Source organism: Paenibacillus sp. 2KB_22 (assembly GCF_052115745.1).
Lineage (GTDB): Bacteria > Bacillota > Bacilli > Paenibacillales > Paenibacillaceae > Paenibacillus.
Genome location: NZ_JBFRHG010000001.1, coordinates 1224746 through 1251197 on the forward strand (window position 1 = coordinate 1224746; position 26452 = coordinate 1251197).

Annotated in this window: 29 protein-coding genes; all 29 read right to left on the reverse strand. The window is 45.0% G+C overall.

Features of this window, described 5'->3' with window-relative positions:
* Nucleotides 1-4: 4 nt before the first annotated feature.
* On the reverse strand, nucleotides 5-448 hold the full coding sequence (locus tag AB4111_RS05200) for a hypothetical protein (RefSeq protein ID WP_442030727.1): 444 nt from the start codon (nucleotides 446-448) through the stop codon (nucleotides 5-7).
* A gap of 4 nt (nucleotides 449-452) precedes the next feature.
* Nucleotides 453-950, reverse strand: a complete 498-nt coding sequence (locus tag AB4111_RS05205) for a chemotaxis protein CheD (protein ID WP_442030728.1) — start codon at nucleotides 948-950, stop codon at nucleotides 453-455.
* A complete protein-coding gene (locus AB4111_RS05210) occupies nucleotides 943-1563 on the reverse strand; it encodes a chemotaxis protein CheC (RefSeq protein WP_253442494.1) in 621 nt (206 codons plus the stop codon). The genes AB4111_RS05205 and AB4111_RS05210 overlap by 8 nt, the downstream gene beginning before the upstream one ends.
* Before the next feature lie 10 nt (nucleotides 1564-1573).
* Nucleotides 1574-2035, reverse strand: coding sequence for a chemotaxis protein CheW (locus AB4111_RS05215; RefSeq protein WP_145318865.1), 462 nt, complete (start codon nucleotides 2033-2035; stop codon nucleotides 1574-1576).
* A gap of 41 nt (nucleotides 2036-2076) precedes the next feature.
* Nucleotides 2077-4146: a chemotaxis protein CheW gene (locus AB4111_RS05220; RefSeq protein WP_442030729.1), complete on the reverse strand. Its 2070-nt coding sequence runs from the start codon at nucleotides 4144-4146 to the stop codon at nucleotides 2077-2079.
* A 32-nt stretch (nucleotides 4147-4178) separates the two neighbouring features.
* Nucleotides 4179-5615 carry a protein-glutamate methylesterase/protein-glutamine glutaminase gene (locus AB4111_RS05225; protein WP_442030730.1) on the reverse strand — a complete coding sequence of 479 codons (1437 nt, stop codon included), beginning with the start codon at nucleotides 5613-5615 and terminating at the stop codon, nucleotides 4179-4181.
* 32 nt (nucleotides 5616-5647) lie between these two features.
* Nucleotides 5648-6535, reverse strand: coding sequence for a MinD/ParA family protein (locus AB4111_RS05230; RefSeq protein ID WP_442030731.1), 888 nt, complete (start codon nucleotides 6533-6535; stop codon nucleotides 5648-5650).
* The gene (flhF, locus tag AB4111_RS05235) at nucleotides 6532-7884 is read right to left on the reverse strand and encodes a flagellar biosynthesis protein FlhF (protein ID WP_442030732.1); all 1353 of its coding nucleotides are present in this window, start codon (nucleotides 7882-7884) and stop codon (nucleotides 6532-6534) included. Before flhF ends, AB4111_RS05230 begins: the two co-directional genes overlap by 4 nt.
* The gene (gene flhA / locus AB4111_RS05240) at nucleotides 7881-9914 is read right to left on the reverse strand and encodes a flagellar biosynthesis protein FlhA (RefSeq protein WP_442030733.1); all 2034 of its coding nucleotides are present in this window, start codon (nucleotides 9912-9914) and stop codon (nucleotides 7881-7883) included. Before flhA ends, flhF begins: the two co-directional genes overlap by 4 nt.
* Before the next feature lie 25 nt (nucleotides 9915-9939).
* Nucleotides 9940-11022 carry a flagellar biosynthesis protein FlhB gene (gene flhB / locus AB4111_RS05245; protein WP_442030734.1) on the reverse strand — a complete coding sequence of 361 codons (1083 nt, stop codon included), beginning with the start codon at nucleotides 11020-11022 and terminating at the stop codon, nucleotides 9940-9942.
* A gap of 23 nt (nucleotides 11023-11045) precedes the next feature.
* Nucleotides 11046-11834: a flagellar biosynthetic protein FliR gene (gene fliR, locus AB4111_RS05250; protein WP_442030735.1), complete on the reverse strand. Its 789-nt coding sequence runs from the start codon at nucleotides 11832-11834 to the stop codon at nucleotides 11046-11048.
* 10 nt (nucleotides 11835-11844) lie between these two features.
* The gene (gene fliQ, locus AB4111_RS05255; protein ID WP_047842485.1) at nucleotides 11845-12114 is read right to left on the reverse strand and encodes a flagellar biosynthesis protein FliQ; all 270 of its coding nucleotides are present in this window, start codon (nucleotides 12112-12114) and stop codon (nucleotides 11845-11847) included.
* A gap of 25 nt (nucleotides 12115-12139) precedes the next feature.
* Entirely contained in the window at nucleotides 12140-12895 is a 756-nt protein-coding gene (gene fliP, locus AB4111_RS05260) for a flagellar type III secretion system pore protein FliP (protein ID WP_315936325.1), read from the reverse strand.
* The gene (locus tag AB4111_RS05265) at nucleotides 12892-13428 is read right to left on the reverse strand and encodes a flagellar biosynthetic protein FliO (protein ID WP_442031581.1); all 537 of its coding nucleotides are present in this window, start codon (nucleotides 13426-13428) and stop codon (nucleotides 12892-12894) included. The genes fliP and AB4111_RS05265 overlap by 4 nt, the downstream gene beginning before the upstream one ends.
* A gap of 11 nt (nucleotides 13429-13439) precedes the next feature.
* A complete protein-coding gene (locus AB4111_RS05270; RefSeq protein WP_017689175.1) occupies nucleotides 13440-13805 on the reverse strand; it encodes a response regulator in 366 nt (121 codons plus the stop codon).
* A 28-nt stretch (nucleotides 13806-13833) separates the two neighbouring features.
* Nucleotides 13834-15108 (reverse strand): flagellar motor switch phosphatase FliY, encoded by a 1275-nt coding sequence (gene fliY, locus AB4111_RS05275; protein ID WP_442030736.1) that lies wholly within the window; start codon nucleotides 15106-15108, stop codon nucleotides 13834-13836.
* The gene (fliM, locus tag AB4111_RS05280; protein WP_442030737.1) at nucleotides 15098-16096 is read right to left on the reverse strand and encodes a flagellar motor switch protein FliM; all 999 of its coding nucleotides are present in this window, start codon (nucleotides 16094-16096) and stop codon (nucleotides 15098-15100) included. Before fliM ends, fliY begins: the two co-directional genes overlap by 11 nt.
* A gap of 40 nt (nucleotides 16097-16136) precedes the next feature.
* Nucleotides 16137-16598 (reverse strand): flagellar basal body-associated FliL family protein, encoded by a 462-nt coding sequence (locus tag AB4111_RS05285; protein WP_442030738.1) that lies wholly within the window; start codon nucleotides 16596-16598, stop codon nucleotides 16137-16139.
* Complete coding sequence (locus AB4111_RS05290; protein ID WP_076208897.1) at nucleotides 16598-16819, reverse strand: flagellar FlbD family protein; 222 nt, start codon at nucleotides 16817-16819, stop codon at nucleotides 16598-16600. The genes AB4111_RS05285 and AB4111_RS05290 overlap by 1 nt, the downstream gene beginning before the upstream one ends.
* A gap of 68 nt (nucleotides 16820-16887) precedes the next feature.
* The gene (gene flgG, locus AB4111_RS05295) at nucleotides 16888-17703 is read right to left on the reverse strand and encodes a flagellar basal body rod protein FlgG (RefSeq protein WP_442030739.1); all 816 of its coding nucleotides are present in this window, start codon (nucleotides 17701-17703) and stop codon (nucleotides 16888-16890) included.
* Nucleotides 17704-17784: 81 nt separating this feature from the next.
* Nucleotides 17785-18114 (reverse strand): TIGR02530 family flagellar biosynthesis protein, encoded by a 330-nt coding sequence (locus AB4111_RS05300; protein ID WP_442031582.1) that lies wholly within the window; start codon nucleotides 18112-18114, stop codon nucleotides 17785-17787.
* Nucleotides 18115-18164: 50 nt separating this feature from the next.
* Nucleotides 18165-18722, reverse strand: coding sequence for a flagellar hook capping FlgD N-terminal domain-containing protein (locus tag AB4111_RS05305; protein ID WP_442030740.1), 558 nt, complete (start codon nucleotides 18720-18722; stop codon nucleotides 18165-18167).
* Nucleotides 18723-18741: 19 nt separating this feature from the next.
* Nucleotides 18742-20130, reverse strand: coding sequence for a flagellar hook-length control protein FliK (locus AB4111_RS05310; protein ID WP_442030741.1), 1389 nt, complete (start codon nucleotides 20128-20130; stop codon nucleotides 18742-18744).
* Nucleotides 20131-20170: 40 nt separating this feature from the next.
* Nucleotides 20171-21112 carry a MotE family protein gene (locus tag AB4111_RS05315; protein ID WP_442030742.1) on the reverse strand — a complete coding sequence of 314 codons (942 nt, stop codon included), beginning with the start codon at nucleotides 21110-21112 and terminating at the stop codon, nucleotides 20171-20173.
* A gap of 43 nt (nucleotides 21113-21155) precedes the next feature.
* Nucleotides 21156-21608, reverse strand: coding sequence for a flagellar export protein FliJ (gene fliJ, locus AB4111_RS05320; RefSeq protein WP_442030743.1), 453 nt, complete (start codon nucleotides 21606-21608; stop codon nucleotides 21156-21158).
* A gap of 11 nt (nucleotides 21609-21619) precedes the next feature.
* On the reverse strand, nucleotides 21620-22939 hold the full coding sequence (gene fliI, locus AB4111_RS05325) for a flagellar protein export ATPase FliI (protein ID WP_339241579.1): 1320 nt from the start codon (nucleotides 22937-22939) through the stop codon (nucleotides 21620-21622).
* Complete coding sequence (locus AB4111_RS05330) at nucleotides 22926-23789, reverse strand: FliH/SctL family protein (protein ID WP_442030744.1); 864 nt, start codon at nucleotides 23787-23789, stop codon at nucleotides 22926-22928. The genes fliI and AB4111_RS05330 overlap by 14 nt, the downstream gene beginning before the upstream one ends.
* The gene (fliG, locus tag AB4111_RS05335; RefSeq protein ID WP_047842476.1) at nucleotides 23782-24798 is read right to left on the reverse strand and encodes a flagellar motor switch protein FliG; all 1017 of its coding nucleotides are present in this window, start codon (nucleotides 24796-24798) and stop codon (nucleotides 23782-23784) included. Before fliG ends, AB4111_RS05330 begins: the two co-directional genes overlap by 8 nt.
* 11 nt (nucleotides 24799-24809) lie before the next feature.
* Complete coding sequence (gene fliF, locus AB4111_RS05340; RefSeq protein WP_442030745.1) at nucleotides 24810-26393, reverse strand: flagellar basal-body MS-ring/collar protein FliF; 1584 nt, start codon at nucleotides 26391-26393, stop codon at nucleotides 24810-24812.
* Nucleotides 26394-26452 lie beyond the last annotated feature (59 nt).

Genomic DNA, 26452 nt, shown 5'->3' on the forward strand with positions numbered 1-26452 from the left:
CTCCTTATTTGTCTGTCAGGTGACGAACGGCCTGCGCCAATTCCTCCGGATCCTTGGTCCGGACAAGTTTAGGCGGATCCAAAGGGGCGAATCCCGTTGGAGCTTTCGTCTCAGATGGCGGAAGATCATCCCCAGATGAAGCGTTCTGTCCACTTTTGAGCAAATCATTCAGCTCTTGTCCATCGTCTTCGATTTTAATGTCCACCTGTGAACCTCTTTGATCTTGAGCACTTGGTGAATCATAACCATATCCATTTCCCTCAGTCTGAGGGTTCAGCAGCAATCCCATTCCCCAGCGTAAACCGTATGCAAGGACAAACCAGGCTACGAATCCAATCAATCCGCGAATTAAACTGGTCATCAACACATTGCTGCTGTATGCTACAAAAAAAGTAAGAATAAACCCAACGATGCCTGCTCCAAGATTAATGCGGTAGTTTCCTATCATAGTCTTATAGTTCCTTTACACCCATTTGTACACTTCGAATAGTCAAAAGTCCAGTTTCACAGTCCATCTCAATCGTTCGTCCATAATTCCCACCCGTATCTTCTGCAAGAAGAGGGATATTGAGTTTTTGAAGCCACTCTCGACAAGAATCTGCATTCCGTGGTCCAATGCGCATTGTATCTCCAGCGCCAGCAAAGGCAAACATCTGAGAGCCTCCCGCCATTTTAGACACAATACGTGAGTGAGAAGCGCCTAGTTTTATCATTTTTTCCAAAAGCTCAGGCAACGCCGTATCCGCATATTTCGCCGTGTTCAGTTTCCCTTCGCGGGCGATCTCTGAACTAGGAAGCATGACATGCGCCATTCCAGCCAGCTTCAAATGTGGGTCATACATTGTTAATCCCACACACGAACCCAAACCAGTCGTACGGATTACACCAGGAAGATGAGCGATGTTTAAATCCGCCATACCGACTTTAACGACGCTTTTGTCCTCAATCATGGCTCAGTGGCACCCCTAGCGATTCAAATATCTTTGCAAAGGATGGTGGATCCGGAATAAGGAAAAACTGACCCTCAACTTGATCTTCACCTTCAAAGAAAGATGTGTCAATCAACAATGCAGCGTCACCCATCTCGCCAAACTGCAACAAACCATAGCTTAGAATGGCACCCGCCATGTCGATGGCAAGTCCAGGAACAGTTGGGTACATGGACAATTTCGTGAAATCTGCCAAAGAAGAAAGATAGGATCCAGCTAAAATATTTCCAATCTCGGAAAGCGCTGATTGCTCCATATCTGTAAACGCGAGTCCTTCTCTCAGATCAAACCCAGCAAGTCTATTCAACAACATTTTAGCAGCCTCTGGTGTCATCATAAAGAAAAGATTTCCCGGTGCTTCACCTTCTACACGAAGAAATACGGTAACAACGATGCGTTCATCTCCGCCCACTTTTTCGGCAACTTCTTCAAAAGGCAGCATTTGTACTTTAGGTACACCCATGTCAATCGGTCTGTTGAGGAGCTGAGACAACGCCGTTGCGGCGTTGCCTGCTCCAATGTTACCGACCTCTTTGAGCACATCCATCTGGAATACCTCAAATCGGTTGAACATCTCCACGGTACTAGCCCTCAACACTTTCCAGCTGTACAATCTCGCTTTTATTTAATACTTCGTTCAAGTTAAGCATAATCAGCAAGCGTGAATCCTCCAATTTAGCAACACCTCGCAGGTATCTCGCTTTGACGCCACCAACCACTTCTGGTGGGCTATCGATCGCACTGCTCTTGATATCAATAACATCATTAGCAGAATCAACGATAAAGCCAACTTGCATGTCATCTACACCTACGATAACAATACGAGTCTGATCTGTGTACTCCGATTCCGGAAGGGAGAAACGACCGCGTAGGTCGATGACCGGAATAACAACACCGCGTAGATTGATAACTCCTTTTACAAAGGAAAGTGTCTTGGGAACACGGGTAATTGGCATCATGCGCTCAATCGTCTGAACCTTGTCTACCTCAATACCATACTCTTCCGAACCCAATTTAAAGACGATGACTTTCAACTCTTCTTCCATGTAAAAAACCTCCCTATTAAATGTAAGACTTAGCTCTATGCTTATTTAATAAATGCATTAGGATCAAGAATCAGGGCTACTTGTCCATCTCCAAGAATGGTTGCTCCAGAGATTCCTTCAATAGCAGGAAGATAGGTTCCCATTGATTTGAGAACAATCTCACTTTGTCCAATAAATTCTTCAACAGCTACGGCTGCAAGACGGTCGCCTTTACGAATCACGACAATTTCTGTTTCCTGCTCATCAGCGTCATTGAAATCCGGTACGGAGAACACTTCGCTCAAGGACAAGTACGGAATCAGTGACTCACGGAACGTAATCATTTTATTGCCGTGAATATTACGAACTTGCTCACGTTGTACAATGGCCGTCTCTACAATGGAGGACAACGGAACTGCGTATTTCTCTGAACCAAGTCGTACAAGCATTGCAGCGATAATGGATAGAGTCAACGGAAGCTGAACAGAGAAGTTTGTACCTTTGCCTGGAGTTGAATGAATCGTTACATTACCACCAAGCGAAGTGATCTTCGATTTTACTACATCCAAGCCAACGCCCCGGCCAGAGATATCCGAGATAATATCAGCAGTACTAAAACCAGGTGCGAACAACAGTTGATTCACTTCATCGTCACTCATCTTGGCGCCTTGTTCTTCGGTTACAACACCACGTTTGATCGCGGTTTTCAATAGCTTGTCGCGATAGATACCTTTACCATCATCTTCAATTTCAATAAACACGTGATTTCCACTGTGGAAGGCGCGCAGGTTCACTGTGCCCATCTCTGGTTTACCAGCAGCTACACGCTCTGCAATGGATTCCACACCATGGTCAACCGCGTTACGCAGTAGATGCACAAGCGGATCACCAATCTCATCAATTACCGTACGATCCAATTCTGTCTCAGCACCTGTAATGACCAAATCGATTTTCTTATCAAGCGTCTTAGCCAGATCACGGATCATGCGCGGGAATCGATTAAATACGGTATCTACCGGAACCATCCGTAATTTCAGTACAATATTTTGCAAATCTGTGCTAACTCGACTTAAATGGGCTACTGTATCGGATAAATCATTGTTGCCTGTCTCACTGGCCAGTTGCTCCAGACGTGAACGGTCAATCAACAGTTCACTGAACAGGTTCATCAATACATCGAGACGTTCAATATCCACACGAATGGTACGTGAAGGTGCAGCAGCTTGCTTCGGCGCAGCTGTTTTAGCTGGTGCCGCCTTGGCTTCTTCTTTAGGTGCAGAATTATTATCTGACGAAGCAACCTCAGCTACAGCTGTTGGTGCAGGTGGCGCTTCAACTGTAGCTGCTACCTGATTGGCCATCTGTTGAAGAGTCTCTTGATCCAGTTGAATGAGCTTCGCACTTTCAATTTCAGAGATACTCATGATGCCTTCTTCCAGTTCGTGCGCCTCTTTAGTTGTTATGTAATACAACGAGAAACTGCGCTCAAACTTCTCCTGCTCAATATCCTGAACGGACGGGTAAGCTTTAACAACTTCACCTGAACGTTCCAGCATATCAAAGACCATATAAGCCCGTACACCTTTTAACTGGCTATGTTCGCTAACAAGCACATCCACATAAAACACACGGTGGCCTTCAGCAATGGACTGATCCAGCACCGAATACTGGAATTCATCCAGCTCCACAGCCGAAGCAATTGAGGCGTTAGCCGGTTTGTTTTCAGTTGCAGGAGCAGCTCCGCTTGTCATCTCACCATTTTCAATTGCCTGAAGTGAAGCAACGATGGATGACACATCCGCTTTACCTTGTCCACCTTCAGTAATATCCTGAACCATGGTTTCTAAAGCGTCCAGACTCTTAAACATGGTGTCAAAAATGTAATCCTGCATTTTTAACTTCTCATTACGAACCAGATCCAGCACATTTTCCATTTTATGTGTCAATGATGCCAAATCTTCAAAGCCCATGGTTGCTGCCATACCTTTTAAGGTATGAGCAGAGCGGAATATAACCTGAACTATGCCCAGATCTTCCGGATTGCCTTCAAGTTGAAGCATGTTTTCGTTAAGCGATTGCAGATGATCATTAGACTCATCAATAAACATGGATAAATATTGGTTCATGTCCATTGTGAGGCACCTCCTCCGTGAGTTACACTCCGTTATTTCACTGCTTGAACAAGTTTAGACGCAATCTCCTGCAGTGGCAGAAGATGACGAACGCATTGCAGCTCTACAGCAGAACGCGGCATACCATATACAACACATGTTTCTTCATTCTCGGCAAAGGTTGATGTAACTCCAGCTTCGTATAATTTCTTCATCATACGTGCTCCGTCACTTCCCATACCTGTCAGCAAAACAAGATGCCTTTGTAAAGATGTAAACGGCAGAAGCGACTCAAACATCGTATCCACTGAAGGTCTATGCCCATTCACTGGTTGATCTTCAGTCAACTTCACAACAAACTTCCCGTCTGCTGTTTTGTTAACTTTCACATGGTATCCGCCGGGTGCTATATAGGCGGTCCCTTTTTTCAGGACCATGCCTTCTTCGGCTTCAACCACATGCAGTGGACTGAACGTATTCAGTCGTTGAGCCAGAGAACGTGTGAAATTGGGCGGCATATGCTGCACAATAATGACCGGTGCAGGCAAGTCAGCAGGCAACTGCTCGAGCAATGTCTTGAGAGCCCTCGGTCCACCCGTAGAACAACCTATTGCCACTAGCTTGTTGAATGTGCCTTCCGGCCCCGCTGCACCTTTGGGGACAGGATTAGGCTTGATTAAATCCTTGGCTTTTGCAGAGGCTGCTGCTACTTGATCAGCTGCCTGTCTAGCTGCATTAGGTAGCCGAACTTCCTTCGGAGTCTGCACTGGATTAGCGGATCTCACTACTCTCTCTGCATTCGTCCCCGACTTCCGCTCTGCCTTCGGCAAAGGCTCAGGTTTATTCTCTACCCGGCCTGGTTTCGAAGGTGATAATGGCTCAATTGGTTTCTTTGATTTGGCCTGAAAGACTTCAGTCCGCTCTTGAAGAGAGCGTTGACTCGTCTGGGCAGGTTCAATCATTTTTTTCACAGGCTCTGCTCGATCCCTGCCTGGCATTTCTTTCTGTACCTGCTGAGCTGAAGGGACAACTGTTCCGCGCGGAATCTCTCTATTTTTCAAGGATAAATTACGATCAGCTTTTCGCTTGATCTCATTCATCGCAGCACGCATGCGCTCAACCAAGGCTTTACCAACTTGAGCAATATCCTGGTCATGTGAAATAGATGGTTTGCGAATGAAGTCAAATGCCCCGGCTTCAAGCGCCATAATGGTTTCTTTCATGCCTTGTTCATTGATACCAGAGAGCATAATCACAGGAACGAAGGATTCCTTCATAATTGATTTTAATGCGTCCAGCCCATTCATTTCGGGCATCTCAACGTCCATTGTAATAATATCGGGTTTCAATTCTAGTGTTTTTTGAATCGCTTCTCTACCGTTTGATGCCGTTGCCGTGACCTTGAATTCCGGATCCGCTTGGATCAAATCCGTAACAATCTTACGCATAAAAGCGGAATCATCGACAACCAATACTTGATACACCGCCATGTTGTGTCACCCCTGTTTCCTTTATTCAGAAATCATGTTGTCCGTTTAAGCCACTTATTCATAAATCCCCTGATTCCTGTCAAGGTTCCGGATCCCGGAGTTGCAGGTACAGCCAGATAACGAAGAGCAAGTTTCTCTATATCTTTGGAGGCTTTGGCATTGGGATAAGCCAGACTATAGGGCATTTGCCTTTTAACCGCCTTGACTACCTGAGCGTCTTCTGAAATATACCCAAGCAGCGGAATATCCGTCTGCAAAAACCGCCTTGCCACTCCAGCTATTTTATCTGCCACCCGTTCCGCTTCTCGTTCGTCCTCCACCCGGTTAACGATCATCCGAAAGGGCGTAGCATTTTCCTGGCCGTGCATAACTTTGACTAAAGCATAAGCATCGGTTATTGAAGTCGGTTCAGGTGTGGTTATAATCAGGCATTCATCGGCAGCACCGATGAACTTCATATTCTCCCTGGAGAGTCCTGCCCCAGTGTCAAAGATGACATAATCCATTTCCTGGGCAATATCCTCCACTTGACTGGCGAAGAACTCCAGATCACGATCAGACAATGAGAATAACTCTTTCATGCCTGATCCACCAGCAATGTAAGGCAAGCCGCTGGCACCCAGTTGTATGATCTCCCTTATAGATTTTTGTCGGTACAACAGGTGGTAAAGATTATAGGAAGAAGAAGTACCCATAAGAACATCAATATTCGCCATTCCAATATCGGCATCAAACACAAGTACCTTTTTCCCCAAAGCCTGCAATGCCAAGGCAAAGTTCAGTGTAAAATTGGATTTCCCAACACCGCCCTTACCACTGGCCACAGTAATGATTTTTGAGGATCGAATATCTCGTTCAATGCCTTCCAATTCCAATGGCGTGGAGACCATACTCCGAAGTGCAGCTGCCTGATCCTTCATTGTGACCCTTCTCCCAGCAACTGTTTAGACAACGAATCTGCGTCCGGCTTCAACAAATCGTCCGGAACATTTTGTCCATTTGCCACATATGCGAGCTTGAGTGGAAAACGGTGTAATAAGTTAAATAGCGGACCGCAGCTCCCAGTCTCATCCATTTTGGTGAAAATCACCTTATCCAGACCATATTTACTGAAATGTTCCGTGATCTGAACCATATCAGCACTTTTGGAAGTCATACTCATCACCAGAAAGGTTTCGCTATTCTCTACAGGAGCAAGTAAACTTTGCAGTTCCGAAACAAGTAATTCATTTCTGTAGTTTCTGCCCGCTGTATCCATAAAGATTAAGTCACAATTCTCTAATCTAGAAATGGCACGTTGTGTATCACCGGGTGATTGCACCACCTCAAGTGGAACATTCAGTATAGATGCATATGTTCTAAGCTGTTCTACCGCCGAGATCCGATACGTATCTGATGTAATGAATCCAACTTTACGCTGTTTTTTGAACATTTGTTCAGCAGCCAATTTTGCAATTGTCGTCGTTTTTCCTACACCTGTTGGTCCAGCTACATAGACGATTCGAGTAGTAGGAAGGATCCCTTCTTCAATACGTTGCTCCAAAAAGTGAATGACCTCAAGCTTCACCATTTGTTCTACATCCTGTTCTTTCAATCCATCCACAGACAATCTTGCTTGAATTGAATCGAACCAGGATTCCCATACTTCAGGCCAAACATCTTGTTCTGTCAAACGTTCTCGGATCGGTTGCAGTTCCTCTGGTACAGGGTCCGCAGAAGTACCTTGCTTTGAAAGCCTGGTCACCATTTGTTTAAGATCCTGCAATTCAGTCATCAACTTATCCTGCTGCAGGTCTGAACCTGTTAGCTTCGTGCCAGTTGTTGAACCCGAAAAATCCGCCCCTTGCGGTCGCGGTTTATGATCCGTGCTCGAAGAACCTGGGCCGCTGTCTATGTCTGAACTGATATTACGCGATTCAAACACAGACGGCGCGGCCGCAGACTTTTCCTGTACACTTTGATCAGCTGTATTCGTTGTCGTCGACTCATCAGAAGCCGCAACAAACGAACGAGCAGTTTGCCGATAAGCCTCAGGTACAAATGCACGAGGTACAGGTGTGAATTGATTTTGTACTGGCTTTGTCGTTTGCTTGTTTTCTTCCTTATCCACTGCAGCTACAACTTCGATCCGTTTTTTGCGAAACATTCCCATCACACCGCCCACCTTGATCTCTTTGGTGGACAGAATGACGGCATCACTTCCCAGGTCTTTGCGAATTTGAAGCATAGCTTCGGGCATGGTCTCAACAACGTATTGTTTTACTCTCATAAGTTCACCACCCCGATACTTTGAATTTCAACATTCGGCTCCAACTCGCTGTAGGAAAGCACTGGAATGTCCTGCATAGTACGTTCAATAACCTGACGCAGATACATCCGAATGGTTGGAGAAGTTAACACAACAGGTTGTTGACCTGATTGAATCAAACGGTTCACTTGTTCACTCAGCTTCTGATACACACTTTGTGTAGAAACAGGGTCTAGCGCAAGATAGCTGCCTTGATCCGATTGTTGCACACTTTCAGCAATTTTCTTCTCAAGACCAGGTCCAACGGTGATCACCCGAAGTGTCTCACCTTTCTGTGAGAACTGCTGAGTAATCTGACGTGAGAGGGATTGTCTGACGTACTCAGTTAGCACATCAGGATCCTTCGTATACGTACCATAGTCAGCTAGTGTCTCGAAGATGGTAACCATATCACGAATAGATATTTTCTCACGCAATAACTTGGCAAGTACTTTCTGCACATCACCAATGGAAAGTAGAGAAGGAATCAGTTCATCCACCAGGGCAGAATAGTTCTCTCTGAGATTATCCACAAGTGCTTTCGTTTCTTGTCTTCCAAGTAACTCATGCGCATGCTTTTTAATCAATTCCGTCAGATGTGTAGCCACAACGGAAGGAGGGTCTACGACCGTGTATCCTGCAAGTTCCGCTCTGTCTTTGGTTACTTCATCAATCCATAGTGCCGGAAGTCCAAAAGCAGGCTCTGTCGTTTCAATACCTGTCACGGACTCCTCATCATAACCAGGACTCATGGCAAGGTAGTGATTCAACAACAGTTCTCCGCCGCCTACCACGTTACCTTTGATTTTGATAACATACTCATTGGGTCGGAGCTGGATATTATCTCGAATCCGTATGACCGGAACGACCAACCCCAGTTCAAGAGCACACTGTCTCCGAATCATAATGATCCGATCCAACAAGTCCCCACCCTGCTGATTATCAGCAAGCGGGATTAAACCATAACCAAATTCAAACTCAATAGGATCCACCTGAAGCAGGTTAATTACACTTTCAGGACTTCTGACCTCTTCAATCTGCTGTTCTTCTTCCAACTGTTCTTCCGCTTCCTGTTTCAAGTTCAAATTATTCTGCATACGCCACGCGGCATATGCCAACACACCTGCCAACGGAAGTGTAGTCATAACATGAATTGGCGTAAAGAAACCGAGCATGGCAATAACGAAAGCTACGATATAAATAAGTATTGGATATGTAAACAGTTGCCCCGTAATATCATCTGCCAAGTTTCCTTCTGATGACGCTCTGGTGACGATAAGTCCCGCTGCTGTGGAAATAAGCAGGGCAGGGATTTGGCTTACCAATCCATCTCCAATAGTCAAGACAGAGTACGTTGACATTGCATCTGCGAAAGCCATCCCATGAACAGTCATACCGATAATAAATCCACCGATAAGATTGATCAGGAGGATGATAATACTTGCAATTGCGTCACCTTTTACGAATTTACTTGCTCCATCCATCGCTCCATAGAAATCGGCTTCACGTTCAATTTTGGAACGACGCTCACGAGCTTGTTGCTCGTTGATCAGACCCGCATTCAAATCCGCATCAATACTCATTTGTTTACCAGGCATCGCATCGAGGGTGAATCGGGCAGCAACTTCAGCTACGCGCTCAGACCCCTTGGTAATAACGATAAACTGAACGACAACGAGGATTAAAAACACGATAAATCCTATTGCAATTTGACCTCCAGCAATCCAGCTACCGAAGGTAGCAACAACGGCGCCAGCATCCCCATCACCAAGGATTAGCTTGGTTGTGGAAATGTTCAGTGCCAGTCGGAATAGTGTAGTGATCAACAGCAAAGCTGGGAAAATAGAAAACTGCAATGCTTCTTTGCTGTTCATTGCAACAAGGAGTATCATCAGCGCAATTGAAATATTGACGACCAGTAACAAGTCCAACAGCCAGGTCGGGATCGGGAGAATCATCATCAACACAATGCCAATGATACCCGCAAGGACAGCTATATCTTTAATCTTCAATGAATGTACGGCCTCCGATCCCCTTTTATTTCGTCCTGCCCTTTAATTTATATACATAAGCCAGCACTTCAGCTACCGCTTGAAACAAATCGGCCGGTATGGCGTCACCAATCTCGGCTCTCTGGAACAACGCCCGTGCTAACGGCTTGTTTTCCATCGTGATAACACCGTTTTCTTTGGCAATTTCCTTAATACGCAAGGCGACATAATCCTGACCTTTGGCAATAATCTGCGGTGCCTCCATCTCGGAACCTTCATACTTTAACGCAACCGCAAAGTGAGTCGGGTTTGTGATGATTACATCCGCATTCGGCACTTCCTGCATCATACGCTGCATAGCCATTCGACGCTGGCGTTCCCGGATTTTACCTTTGATCAGCGGATCACCTTCCATTTTCTTGTACTCGTCCTTAATGTCTTGCTTGGACATACGGATCTTCTTTTCATGATCATACTTCTGATACATGTAATCAAAGATCGCAAGTATCATCAATGCCACTGCAATCTTGATACCAAGACTTAAAGTGATCGACGCAGCGAAATGTAAAATGGCATCCAATGAAAAATGAGAAAGTGAAGCAATATCTGACTGGTAGCCCTTAATTGTACTGTAAACGAGATAACCGATAATCGACATTTTTAAAATGGATTTAGCAAATTCCACTAATGAGCGAAGAGAGAAAATATTTTTGAACCCTTTAATCGGGTCCAGTTTCTCAAGTTTTGGCTTCAAACCTTCCCCTACAAGAAGAAAACCAACTTGCATGTAGTTAACGATCAAAGCAACCAGTACCGCACCCAGCAAAACGGGAGCGATCAATAACAAAACTTCAATGCCATAGCGCATCATAAGCGCCATCACATTCTCTCCGGTGATATCCATACTCAATCGATTAATGAAGATATCTGTGAACAGACGAACTATACGTTCTTTATAGAAATTGCTGAATATCATCATGATCAAAAACGCAAATAGGAGAATGGATGCGCCAGATAGTTCAGCGCTTTTGACAACCTGTCCTTTTTTTCGTGTATCCTGTCTCTTTTTCGGGGTAGCTTTCTCCGTCTTCTCCCCTGAAAACAACTGGAGGTCGAGTTGAAGTTTCATCTGCGTCTTTTCCTCCGTTTCACTCAGCTGGGCCTTTGTCCAATGGTTCCAAGCAATTTTTCCATCGATCTGAATATCGCTTCGAACAATTGACTAAATACAAAGGAGAAACTGGGAACCAGCAAAAGCAAAATAGCAAGACCAACGAGTAACTTAAGCGGCAACCCGACTGCAAATACATTAAATTGAGGAGCCGTTTTGGCCAAAAAACCCAATCCAACATCCGTCAAAAACAACGCAACTACAATGGGAGCAGACATCTGAAAAGCCAGCATAAATGATTGACCTAAAGTCTGAATCAAAAATTCTGCAATACTTCCATCTGCCAACCGCAAGAAAAATAAATTTGATAATGGTATCCACCGGTAACTATAAACTATCGCATCCAGCAAATAATGGTGTCCATTCATCGTCAGAAACAGAAGCATAGCAAATGCATACTTCAAATTTCCCGTAAGTGGTGCTGAAGCACCTGTCATTGGATCGTATACATTGGCCATACCAAAACCGATCTGTAGATCGATAAAGGTCCCTGCAGTCTGAACAGCCGTCATCAACAGATAAGCCACAAAACCTAAAAGCAGGCCTATTAGAATCTCTCTGATGATGAGCAAAATATAACTCAGGTCTGTGGGTACCGTCTGGTCTATTCCGTAAATCAGATAGACAGACAATGTGACAAATGCAGAGATACCAACTTTAACTGAGGCCGGCACATTTCGAGCCGAAAAAACCGGCGCAGTTACAAAAAATGATGCAATTCGACAAAACATAAGCAGAGCGACAGGGAAACTTTGCAATAATGTCTCCATCTGCTAAAGCCTACCCTATGTATCTGTATAGATTATCGAGAATGTTGAACGTAAAATCGACCAAGATATTTAAGATCCAAGGCCCAAACAAAAGTACCGCCAGAAGTACGGCAACAATCTTTGGCACAAAAGCTAATGTTTGTTCCTGAATTTGAGTTGTCGCTTGGAAAATACTGATTGCAAGTCCTACAACCAGAGCTAGTATAAGCATGGGTGCACTGGCCAGCAATGACGTGTATACCGCTTTCCCGGCCAGACCGATAATAAATTCCGAAGTCATGACCGTCCTCCTTTAACTTTCCGGATCAAGTATTAAAACTCAGTAACAGTGACTTGACAACCAGATACCACCCATCCACAAGGACAAAGAGCAGTATTTTGAAAGGTAATGAGATCATGACCGGCGGAAGCATCATCATGCCCATTGCCATGAGTGTACTCGCGACAACAATGTCTATCACCAGAAACGGAATAAAAATCATAAACCCCATCTGGAATGCTGTCTTCAACTCACTGATTACATATGCCGGCACCATTACAGTAATTGGGATATCCTGGTAGGTCTTTGGTTGTTCAGTCTGATTGTACTTCATAAACAGCAACAGATCTTTTTCTCTGGTGTGACTAAACATAAATTTCTTTATGGGATCCGCTGCTTTTTCCAGCGCCTCGGTTTGTGTAAGGTCTCCCTGGAGATAGGGCTGAAGCGCTACCTGATTTATGGAAGACAACGTCGGCGACATAATGAAAAGTGTCAGAAATAGCGCCAAACCGACCAGCACCTGATTCGGTGGCATTTGTTGTGTACCCAAAGATGTACGTACAAAACCCAGCACAATCACAATCCGAGTAAAACTGGTCATCAGTACAAGCATTGCTGGAGCAATACTAAGCACCGTAATTAACAGAATAATGGACAGTGAACTCGTGCTTGGTGTCCCTCCATCACCGTTTCCAATCTGAATATCAATATTCGGAATGGGCTCGGCAAAGGCAACCGTTACAGATGCCAGACTGATAAGTCCTAATAAACAACACGCTAACCAAATCTTTTTCTTCATGAATCCCTCGACCGATCTGTAGTATTGTCTTTATCCAGGAGCTTTTCCATCTTCTCTTTACGGTTAGGCATCTGCCGAAGTTTGGATTCAAACATTTCGTGAAAAGAAGTTGTGTCCTCTAGTTCCATTTCTCGCGGCGGTTCTTCTCTACGGAAACGTTTTGTGAGCTTGGCAATGAGAGGTGAGAGATTCCCTTGTTGTGCAGCAGCATCTCGTTCGAAGGAATCAATGATTCTTTGTGCCTCTTCCAGGTCCGAAACCTTATCTATCAACTGGATATCTTCACCTACACCAAGCAGATAGACAACTCCACCAATTTCCATAATTTGCAGCGACTTGTTTTGCCCCAGTCCAACCCCGCCCAGGGTACGAATCGTGCCATGACGTAACCACTGCTGATTCCGTTTGTTTAAGAACCGGATCAGATAGACAATAAGGGCCAGGATGACGGCCAGGACAACAATCACCCATACAAGCTGTAAATAATAATTGGTTCCCGCGCCAGCTCCTCCTGGTATATCACCCTGAGCCATCATCATGTCTCTTAAACGCCCAGTGTCTTGCTAATCGCTTCGATAACCCGGTCAGATTGGAACGGTTTAACGATAAAGTCTTTTGCACCTGCTTGAATGGCGTCGATTACCATCGCTTGTTGACCCATCGCAGAGCACATAATCACTTTAGCGTTAGCATCAATCTTCTTGATTTCTTTCAAAGCTGCAATGCCATCCATCTCAGGCATCGTAATATCCATTGTGATCAGATCCGGACGAAGCTCTTTAAATTTCTCAATTGCTTGTGAACCATCCTGTGCCTCACCAACAACCTCATATCCATTTTTGGACAAAATGTCCCGGATCATCATTCTCATAAATGCAGCATCGTCTACGACTAAAATTCGGTTTGCCATCTTGATTCAAGTCCTCCCTAAATTGTGCTTATTGTAATTTCTGAATTCGGTCCCATTGGCTAACGATATCTATAACACGAACACCAAAGTTTTCGTCAATAACGACAACTTCTCCCTTGGCGATCAGTTTGTTATTCACCAAAATATCGACAGGTTCCCCGGCTAACTTATCCAGTTCGACAATCGAACCCTGTGACAGTTCCAAAATATCTTTAATTTGCTTCTGGGTCCTTCCTAATTCTACGGTGACTTTAAGGGGAATGTCCATCAATAAATTCAAATTGTTTTCGTCAACCTGGCCATACGCCCCATTTTGCAAATTGGCGAATTGAACTGGTTGTACGTTAACATTCCTATTTGGCATTCCACCGTAATGTTGAGGTGCACCATAAGGTTGCTGTGGCGGCATACCATACGGCTGCTGCGGCGGCATTCCTTGCGGCATTCCCATTGGGGTCTGTCCATATCCGTTATAGTCCTGAACAGGCTGTTGAGGAGCCTGCGGGGGCTGCTGATGCTGAACAGGCGGCTGCTCCGCAACCGGTGGTGGCGTTGCCGGTACTGCTACTGGTGCAGGTTCAGGTGTTGTTGCCACCGGTGCGCTGGCAGTTGACTCCTGAGCGCCTCCAATCAGCATGTCTACCATGTTTTTGGCAAAATGAACTGGAAGCAACTGCATCAGATTGGAATCGATCAGATCCCCGATTAACAAACGAAATGAAACTTGGATAAGAGTCTCATCTGCTGGAAGATTACTTACACCCTCTCCACTCTCCAGATTGAGAATATCGATTCCCGGAGGAGAAATATTCACAAAACGATTAAAAATCGTGGACATTGAGGTTGCAGAGGAACCCATCATCTGGTTCATTGCTTCCTGTACCGCACTAATATGGATTTCATTCAGTTCTTCATCGACCGGATTACCTTCGCCACCCAGCATCAAATCAGCGATAACTTGAGCATCTCTCTTCTTGATAACAAGCGAGTTAATGCCTTCAAATCCATCCACGTAATTTACATGAACGGCAACATGCGGCTTAGGAAAAGCTTCTTCAAACTGCGTTCGACTAATAATAGAAACTTTAGGTGTTGTAATATCTACTTTGAGGCCCAATAGCGTGGATAAGGCTGTTGCCGCGCTACCAAATGTAATGTTACCAATCTCCCCCAAGGCATCCTGCTCCAGCTCGGTCAAAAAATCATCAACCGTCTTTTCAGCGGGTTCCGAGCTGTTTATCGATTCCGATTGCCTAAGCAAAGCATCGATTTCTTCTTGGGATAAATAATCCTTACTCGTCAAATTCTTCAACTCCTTCGGTGACAATCTTGTCTATTTGCACAGCCACACGGTCCTTGATTGTCCCCGGACTGCCCATGTATTTCAGTTTGTCACCCACTTTAATGGAAAGTCCCTCATCCACTGGTTTGTTCAACGTAATGACATCACCAACAGACAGACCCAGAAATTCTGCAATTGAAATTCTGGATTCTCCCAATTCCGCAACGATGGGTAACTTGGCTTTATTCACACGCTCTTTTAGAGCATCATACTCTTCCGGAGCTCTGGTTTTCTTCTCCGAAACAAACCACTGATGAGTTGACAACCGTGACATAATAGGTTCAAGAACGACATGCGGTATACATAGATTGATCATGCCTGTCGTGTCACCAATTTTGGTACTGAGCGAGATCAGAGCAATCGTTTCATTGGGAGATACAATCTGCATAAATTGCGGATTGGTCTCGAGCGCTTCCATCCTTGGGGAAATATCCAACACGGTCTTCCATGCTTCCTGCAAACTTTCAAATGCACGGCTGAATATTCGCTCCATGATGGTCGTTTCAATCTCCGTCATCGATGCAATCTTTGTCGGAGCACTCCCGGTTCCACCAAGCAGGCGATCCAACATCGCATATCCCACGTTCGGATGGACTTCCATCACCATTCGTCCCTGTAGTGGCTCCGCTTCAAAAATGTTCAATATCGTCATCTTAGGAATAGAGCGGATAAACTCATCATAAGGCAACTGTTCGACCTGAACGACATTGATTTGAACGAACGTCCGCAGTTGGGCTGAAAAATAAGTGGTGAGAAAGCGTGCAAAGTTTTCGTGAATACGAGTCAAGCTTCTGATATGGTCTTTGGAAAAACGCACCGCCCGCTTAAAATCGTACGATCTGATTTTCTTCTGAGTTTCTTCCTTCTTCAATTCTTCTGCGTCCATTTCACCAGAAGAAAGGGCTGCTAATAGGGCGTCAATCTCATTTTGTGATAATACATCCACCATGTTCTCACCCCCTTACAGGTCTACAGCATGTTCTGTTCATTTACATCGTTGCTATCACAATGGATGAAAAGCTCGTACTACTTAAATTACCTTCTGGTAAAGCTTCATTAATAAGACCGGTCAATTTCTCGTTAAATAATATCCGGCCCTTCGCTGTAGCCAGCTCCTCAGACTTCGTATCTGCAAGCGTCTGAATGATGATTGGTTTTACCACAATTTCTTTGATTTTCTCAAAATCTTCCTTCGCTTTTACGTCAGCCAACTTGAATGAGAAGCTAACGACAATAACATGATCCGTATCAGCCAAATTGGTTTTAATTTCTCCAAGTTCAGAGGAAACCTCTACAATCTCATCCGCAGTCATCTTCTTGGCTTCTGAAGCTGAAGCAGTATGTGTGTCGTCCTTAGTCCCGTTCTGTCCTTGCATAAATACAAACACAACCACCACAATGAGTGTTATTGCCAGCAACATGGTTGCAAGCCAGGGCATCATTTTTTTCATCAGGATTCCTCCGTTTGCTGCACTTTAATAGTGGCTGCCTGAACCCCGATTTCACGGTTGTAATCTTTAATCTTGGAAATAACGTCATCGGCTTTTTCAAGCACAATCAGTCTCTTTCCAGTTACCAGAGTAATATACGTATCCGGCGTCTCTTCCACAATTTCAACCATCAGCGCATTTAACCACATGGGAGAACCATTTAACCGCGTAACCGAAATCATGCTAAGCCCCCTTGATCAGAGTGGGAGGAGCAAGCTCCTCCACGTTTTACAAATTCATTAATCAGCTATTAACGTTTCAGGTTAACAACTTCCTGAAGTATTTCATCCGACGTTGTAATGATCCGGGAGTTTGCCTGGAATCCACGTTGAGCTACGATCATCTCAGTAAACTCTCCAGTCAGATCCACGTTAGACATCTCGAGCTGTCCAGCAATGATTGCTCCTGTTCCGTCCTCAGCACTGTTCGCTGTCAATGGTTCCAGCACCCCATCCGGATTCGCGTTTGCTGTCATACGGTACAAGTTGCCTCCAATTTTCTCAAGACCTTCCGGATTGACAACTTTACCAATTCCAATCTGTGGACCCGCTTCGATGGTTCCGTCTGCCATGGTCTGGTTAATTGTTCCATCCTGACCAATCGTGAAGGAAACAACATCATCTGGTATCGTAATATTTCCACCACCGCTATCCAGAACAAACAACCCATCCGATGTCAAAAGGTTACGTGCAGCATCCACATGGAAGTCCCCCGCACGAGTCAGATAAGGTACTTCCTGATCTTCACTCAAACGTACCAAGAAGAATCCATCTCCATTAATCCGAAGATCTGTTGGATTGTTCGTTGTCATTGGGCTACCTGCCAGATGCAGCGTATCAATTGAACCTACGGACACACCAAGGCCGATTTGTTTCGCATTGACACCACCAGTTGCATCGCCAGGGGCAGTTACCCCTGCCGTAGTTTGGCTCATAATATCTTTGAACATAACCCGACTGCCTTTGAAGCCAACCGTGTTTACGTTCGCGATATTGTTACCAATTACGTCGAGTTTTGTTTGAAAACCCCGCATCCCGGAAACGCCTGAGTACATTGATTTCAACATTTTTAAAAATCCTCCCAGTCTTCATTTGGTTACCGCATCAGTCGGTCAGCGGCATTCCGGCTCCCGAGAAGGGCCAGCCGGTCAAGAAATGATTACGGCACTATCAATCTGAGTGAACACATTATCCTTCATGCTTTCACTATCCATAGCTGTAACCACAGTACGATTTTTGACATTGACGATAAAAGCCATATCCTGCATTAAAATCAATGACTCTTTGGCTCCTTTGGCAGCAGCTTTGTCCAAAGCAGAACCAATCTGTTCCATTTGCTCGGTCTTGAGTTCAATACCTCGCTGTTCCAATCGTTTGGCAGCATGATTGCTCAATTTCAGAAGATTATCTTCCAGCACCTTTGCAAAAGGTTTTTCGGGTATAGCTGTGGCTTCTCCCGTTTTGGGTCTTTGAAGCATATTCGGTGTAATCGGGCCTGCATATAATTGTCCAACCGTTATGCGATCACTCATATCGTTTTCCCGCTGTCTTCCGTATCACCCGGTTCAGCGGATGATTCAACTTCCTGGCTCTCGTTCGTTTCAGGGGCTACACCTTGAACGTTCTGAACCGGAGTTTGACTCTCTTCTGCCTGTTTGGGATAGTTCACTTGAATGATCTCATCCAGTTTAATTTCGTCTTTGCCCACTTTTGCGTATTGAACGCTATCTCGTACAATGATGGAATCTACAATACCCTGACGAAGAGTTCCGTTATCCTCTTTATTAGAAGAAAGCCAACTTACCTCCATGCCAATCATGCCGGATACAGCACCAAGTGACTGGTTCAATGTTTTGAGCTGTGTAGAAATGTTGACCAGTTGTTCCACTGAGCTGAACTGTGCCATTTGAGCGATAAATTCCTTATCCTCCATCGGCTGCATAGGGTCTTGGTTTTGCAGCTGGGTAATCAGGATTTTTAGAAACTGATCTTTACCTAATTCTTTTGTTGCAGCACTTGTGGTTGCTTTATTAGCTGCCGAATAGTTCGGCCAGGTATTATTCGTTGAGACAATTTCGTTAGCCATTTGTTCACCTCATTTCTGTTTAAGCCTTCGCACTAAAAGTATCTCTCTGTAATTCATTTCCTTCGACTTGCTCGCTACGCCAGTTACGCAATTCTTCCTGGATTCCTGCTGTAGCTATAGCATCATCCGATTGTTCCTCACGCTCCCGCGAACGGCGTTGTTGTTGAGAGTTACTTCCCGGCTGACGGCCTCCGTCCTGATACATCTGTGATCCGATTGAACTGTTCTGGGTAACCTCAAGTCGTTCCACTTGAATTCCCTGGGCTTGAAGTGAAGAACGCAGTTGTGTCATTTGTTGTTCAAGCATGTCTTTGGCCATCGTATGCTCAGTCATAAACCTTGCAACCAATTGCCCGTTCTGAAGGGTAATTTGAACATCCAACTTTCCTAGATGCTCAGGCCGAAGTGAGATGGTCGCCTCGGAAAATCCTTTTTGCTGCACAATATCCAGCTTGTTGACTACAAACTGTGTCATTTCTTTGGCAAACTGTGATGTTTGCATTACAGGTTCAGCCGGTTTTCCTGCTGTTGTACCTGATGAACGCAAGGACAGCTCTCCCGCAGTAATGATGGTTGAGTGTTCCACTTCTCCACCTGCATTCGAAACAGATGTCGTCTCCGTCTCATCTTTCACCTGGGTTCCAGAATTCGCCACTGCAGCAACAAGAACTTGTGGTACGACAGAATCCTGTTTGGGTGCTTGAAGCGAAGTACTTGGAGCGACTTGCACAGTCTGATCCTTAACTGCAGTCAACGTATCCAGTATGGATTTCAGTTGAGTCCATCCTTTGTTATTGCTAGTATCCAATCCAGCCTCTTGAAGCTGACCCTGCAGAGATTGTAGTAGTTGCTTGAATTCCGGAGCGTTCTTCGCAACGTTACTCTCTGGATCATTCATTCCGGCTACTAATTGTGTAAGCATATCTTGCAGAACAAAACGTACTGCTGCCGGATGCTGTGACAGTTCAATTGCAGGTACTGTATTTACGCTTTCCGCTCCGTTCGAAGACTCGTCGGAACCTTCTGCGTTCGTACCAGAAGCATCATTTAGTTGTGCATACATCTGTTGAATCAGAGTTTGCAAACCTGCAAGTAGAGCTGGATCATTTTCCAAAGCTTCGTCAAGTGAATCCAAGTCCGTGAACAACGAATTCAGTATATCCGTGATTGATGTCGCTTCCCCTTCTTCACTTGCAGCAAAGGAAAACACCAGCGGATTAGCAGTTAAACTTCCAGTAGCGCTTGAACTATCACCTTCTGTGTTTCCTCCAGATAACGATTGTGCAAGAGTTTGGAGAAATTCACCGCTAACACCTGCAGTTGAACCTTTCGATTGTGCTCCAGTCGTCTGAGTTGTTCCCGTTGCTTTTGCAGATGCTGTGGATGCCATTTGATATACTATCGACATTTATTTTCACCTCCTCTCGGTTAGTTCAGTGTAATGAGATCTACTTGTTGCCCATTAATCTGTTCAAAATTTTTGCAGTTTCAACCGAGTCCTCTGAAGACATGTTCTCAAGCAATTGAGAGCGTGTTGCATCATCTACCGAATTCAGGATGGTCAATGTTTTGTCAGGACTTAACTTGTATGTTTCCAATAATAACTTGGCCCCACTTGAAGCAGACATTGAAGCAAATGTTTGACTAAGCTGGTTTTTATCCAGGTTTTTGCTTGTCGTTGTGGATGCAGTTGAAGTTGCTGCGGTTTCTTTCTTCAATCTGGATTGCAGTGCATCCAGTGCCAGATCCCCGGACGGTTTGGCATCCTTCATCATCATGGTCACATCGGCTGCTGTTTTCGGGTCCATCTTTTCAAGCACCTTGGTCCGAGCGGATGATTGCATGGCATTCAATAACAATACCATTTCCTCATTGGTCATATTTTGCAAGATCGGTGCAGCTTTGCTTGGACTCATATCAGCATACATCTTAGCCAAATCTTTGATTTGCTTTTGATAATCGGATTCCGTTTCAGGCGTTGCCGCTGTAGCCGTTTCAGCTGCTTTTTCCGCATCATCCAACTTCTTCTGAAGGTCCGTTGCCTTCTTCGCTTCGGTTGTTGTCGCTGCCTGTGCTGCCTTGAGCTCTGTTTCTTTGGCAGTTACCTGGGACTTCAGCTTTTCGATTGTGGCTTCAGCACTTTCAACCTGCTGCTCACTCTTCTCCAGCTTCTCTTTCTCTGGATCCAGTACAGGATCAGGTACCCATTCCTTGACTACCGGTATTTTGTTGGCAAATTCAAACAAATTATTACGAATATCTACATTAAATAGTGTAAGTAATACACCTAGCAATACTACGGTGAATACAATCGGGATTGAAATCATGAGAAATTTTTCCCAACCGCCTCCCGATTCTTTTTCCATGTCGCTATCATCTTTAACAGCCATCGTTCATTCCTCCTTCACGAGACAACTCCGCTTCCGGCTCACATCAATTCGCGCGTCCGGCTTTGGCAGCGAAGCGTACAGTAGCCATCTCGTCCAGATCGTTCTGTTCCCGGAGGAGCATCTCCTGCTGAAATTTGATTTTGGCCTTGTCTCTCGCTCCAAGCCATACTTTTTCGTCAATCATCTTACCGTTAAGAAATGTCTGATTCCGCTGCACATTGACCTGAGCATGTTTAACATCACTGTTTTTGCGTGAAATGCACTCGTCAAGGTGATGTACATAACGCTGCATCTCCTGCAGACTGTTTACAGACGCTTTATTTTCCGTAGCAGATTGGATAATGCCGACCAGGTTACTTCTGTCATTAAGAAGTTGTATCAGATGTTCTTCCTCCGTCTGAAGTTTACCGATCGCTGTGGATAACATCCATTCTGCCTGTGTTTTTTCATTACTCTTCAGGTCAACAACTTTCTGGAAATGATATCGAAATTTCATCGTTTACCCATTCATCTCCTTGCAAATTCAAGAATCAAACGTTCCTGTACTTCACTTAAGGTGACTTTCTCGTCGACTTTCTGCTTGGTAAAGTTCCATATACTATCAATCTGGTCTATCGATTCATCTATGGCTGCATTTGATCCCCGCTGGTAAGCCCCAATATTGATCAAATCTTCCGATTCTTTGTACACAGCCATCAAACGTTTCATATTATTAACGGCTTCCAACTGCTCTTCCGGAGCAATATCCTTCATAACACGACTTATGCTGGCTAGCACATCAATCGCTGGAAAATGTCCTTTATTCGCAATGGATCGATTTAACACAATGTGTCCATCCAGAATACCCCTTACCGCATCCGCGATCGGTTCATTCATGTCATCCCCATCGACCAGAACGGTGTAAAAGGCTGTAATCGAGCCCGTAGGTCCTGTACCCGCCCGTTCAAGCAGTTTGGGCAAACTTGCAAAAACCGATGGAGTATATCCTCTCATTGCCGGAGGTTCACCTACGGCCAGACCAACTTCCCTTTGTGCCATCGCATATCGAGTTACCGAATCCATCATGAGCATCACGTTCATTCCACGATCCCGGAAATACTCTGCAATCGTAGTCGCAATAACTGCTCCCTTGATCCGTATCAGAGCAGGCTGATCTGAAGTTGCAACAATGACTACGGAGCGTTCCAGTCCTTCCGGACCCAGATCCCGTTCAATAAAGTCGCGCACCTCACGTCCACGCTCGCCCACAAGCGCGATGACGTTAACATCTGCTGCTGTATTACGAGCAATCATGCCCATCAATGTACTCTTACCAACACCGGAACCGGCAAAAATACCCACACGTTGTCCCTTACCTACGGTCAGCAATCCATCGATAGCCCTTACACCTACACCCATAGTTTCAAGTACACGTGGACGATCCATTGGATTGACCGGAGTATTGGAGGTAGAGTACATCGGCATTCTTGATGGAAGGAGTGAGCCGTCCAGCGGTTGTCCAAGTCCGTCCAATACTTTACCGAGCAATTCGGAGCCTACCTGAACACCCAGTGGCTTGCCCGTACCTACTACATCGCAACCAGGACCAATGGATTGAAGTTCACCCAGCGGCATAAGCAACACTTTGTTATCTCGAAACCCAACGACTTCGGCTTGAAGAGGCTTGGCCGATTTACCAGGATAGATATAACATACGTCACCGATACTTGCATCTGGCCCTTCTGACTCCACCATAAGACCAATGACCTGAGTAACTTTGCCGTTAATACGAACAGGATCGAATTGCTTCAAATGTTCCATATATCGCTGTGAACTAAGAACCTTCATGTTGATTTCTTCGCTCCTCATCCTCAAGTGCTATGCGGACCAGTTCTTTTTTAATCTCAGCAAGCTGTGTATCAATTCTCGCATCTACACTTCCGAACGAAGAACGAATGACACATCCCTTATCTTTGACTGTTGAATCAGGCAAAATCTGCAGTTCTGCCTGAGAGTCAATAGACAGAGACAATTCTTCACGAGCTGCCTGTACAAATGTAAACTGATCGGGTGCCACACAAAGTGTGATTAACCCCTGCTCCCGTTTACGTGACAAACTCTGACGAATCAATTCCAATGTATGATCGGGTTCAATGGTAAGTTGCTTATCAATGACTTTCTCAGCGATCCCGCAAGCGAGATCCACAAGGAACGGCTCGGCTTCCTGAATGATCTGATCTTTAGCTACATAAGCTTCCTTGAGTACTTCCTGAGCTTCAATCATCATCTTATCGATCTGCACCTGGAGATCTACTTCTGCTTGTACTTTGCCTTCTTCAAAACCCTGTTGGAAACCTTGTGAACGAAGCGCTTCGGTCAGATGTTCATCCTGTTGTCGTTGTTCCTGCCACCAGCTGTCGATCTGTTCACGGGCCTCTTGAAGCATGCGCTCTGCCTCTTCTGAAGCTTCACGTACTTGCTTTTCTGCAAACTCCTTGGCATCTTCCAGCATCTCTGCGGTAAGACGTTGTGTTTCTTCGTCCACGCGTGCTTGAAGCGTCTCTGCTTCAGAACCTTCAGCACGATCACCGGATAGTTCCGTCTCAGACTCCTCAGCACCACCATAATGATGATGATTTTCAAGCTTTTTGTGGTCATCAACGGGTACATACTGGAAAGATTTAATCAAATTAGACAATGATATCATCTCCTCCACCGCGTGCGATAATGATCTCACCGGCTTCTTCCAATCTGCGTATCGTGCCTACAATGCGTGTCTGAGCTTCCTCAACATCACGCAATCGCACAGGACCCATGAACTCCATTTCTTCTTTGAATGTTTCGGACATCCGCTTCGACATGTTCCGGAACACCGCATCCCGAACTTCTTCGCTTGCCACCTTGAGTGCGAGTTGCAGATCTGCATTGTCGATATCCCGAATAATACGCTGGATTGAACGATCATCCACATTGACGATATCTTCGAATACAAACATGCGTTTTTTGATTTCCTCTGCAAGCTCCGGATCCTGAATTTCAAGCGAGTCCAAAATGGTACGCTCTGTACCTCGATCGACTCCGTTCAGAATCTGTACAATCGATTCAATACCACCCGCATTAGTGTAATCCTGCGTTACGGTAGAAGATAACTTCTGTTCCAGGACCCGCTCCACTTGAGAGATGACTTCTGGCGAAGTACTATCCATAACCGCCACCCGGCGAGCAACATCTGCCTGCTTCTCTTGTGGCAAGGATGATAGAATCGCTGCAGCCTGTTCGAACTGAAGATAAGAGAGAACCAGCGCGATCGTTTGCGGACTTTCATTCTGAATAAAGTTCAAGATTTGATTTGGATCCGCTTTGCGTGCAAAGTCAAACGGTCTGACTTGCAGCGTAGCTGTCAAACGGTTAATGACTTCAAGTGCTTTTGAAGAACCCAGAGCTTTCTCCAGGATTTCTCTCGCATAATTGATACCGCCCTGAGAGATATATTCCTGCGCCAGACAGATCTGGTGAAACTCGGCCATGATCATGTCCTTTTCGGAAGAATCAACTTTGCGAACGTTGGCAATCTCCAACGTCAGTTGCTCAATCTCCTCGTCACGCAGATGTTTGAAGATCTGAGCCGATACTTCCGGACCTAATGTAATCAACAAAATTGCTGCTTTTTGTCTTCCAGTCAAACCTTGACTGCTTGCCTTCGCCAATGCGTTCACCTCTATTCGTCAGCCAGCCATGTACGCAGCAGATTGACGAATTCGTCTGGCTTTTTCTTGGCCAAACTCTCCAATTGTTTGCGCACCTGACTTTCGTTCGTTACACTGTCCAGCGTAATGGACGGGAACTCTGTTGCTATTGGAAGAGGAATCTCTTCTTCTTCGACTTCGTTTTGTTTGCGGCGACGGCGTACTACCAAAATAACAACCGCTGCGATCAATGCCGCTATGAGTGCTCCTCCGCCCCACATCATGGCTGGGGACAACTGGAAGCCTGTATTTGCTGTTGATGCAGCCTGGAACCCTTGTGACATGACTGAAACTTTCTTTGTCAGATCAGCGTCACTTATTACAGTGCCTGAGTCTGCCAATGAAGCGCGCACAATGTTAACCAGAATGTTCTCAATCGCATCCTGAACCGGTCCCTGTAATTCTGTTTCTCCATCCGGTGGTTCAACTGCAACGTTAATGGTTAAATCTTTTACAGTATACGGACTGGAAATAATATCCTTGGCGATTCGATTAACATCGTAGTTTATAGTGCTTGATGATTCTTCTGAGGTGGAGTTACCTGTTGCATCAGATGATGGATAACCGGGAACTTCCTCTTGTCCTGTGCCAGCAACACCACCAGTTGGGTTGCTTGCGCCAGTGTAGCTCTTTTGAATCTCCTGCACACTGATCTCGATGCCTTTCATATTCTCTACATCAACAGGTGTGACCAGATTTTCCTTACGTGTTTCTTTGTCAAAATTAAGCTTGGAGGCTACCAACACATTAACTTTGTCTTCGCCTACAATCTGGGAAAGAAATTGCTTTACGTTATTGCGGACATCGTTTTCAAACTTTTTCTGTAATGCCATGTTTTCTTGAACTTCGGAAGACAATCCGCCACTGCCACCTCGGGCAGTTGGAATCAATTCTGCTTCATCTGTGTTTGTAATGGTGATGTTCTCAACAGGCAGATTAGGAATTGCAGTCTTAACCAAGTTAAAGTAACCATCTACCGCTGCCTGATTTGGGTGGTAACCCGGTTTAAATTGGAGAGCTACCGATGCTGATGCTTTGTCTTGTTCTTCTAAACCAGCAAAAATGTTATCTTTCGGCATATTAACCAGTACTTTAGCATCCTGTATGCCTTGCATCCGCTGAAGTAACTGTTCAACTTCTCCGTTTATAGCGTTGTTGTACTTTACATCAAACTCTTTATCCGTCATCCCGATAGGGGATGATGACTCCTCGAATGACTTATACCCTAACGAACCATTCTGAATGATCCCTTGAGATCCGACATTCACTTTTGCAATTGCAACACTTGTACTTGGTACGGATATGGTCTTGCCATCTGAACTTAATTTGTATGGAATACTAGATGAATCGAGATAACTGATAACGCCCGCTGAATCACTTGCATTCAGGTCTGTAAAAGCAACTTCATATTCGGTCTTGGACAATTGCATCGTTAGTACAACTGCAGCCAAAATCAGAAACAGGAAGGTGGATATAAATAATACTTTTTGCTTTTTGCTAAAACTATTCCAATACTGGGATGCCTTATCCCTGTACTGGGCAATTCTCTCATTCACTCTGTCACCCCATCCGAAACTTTGCTTAGTCTGTCCTTACTCAACCTTATCCGTTCCAT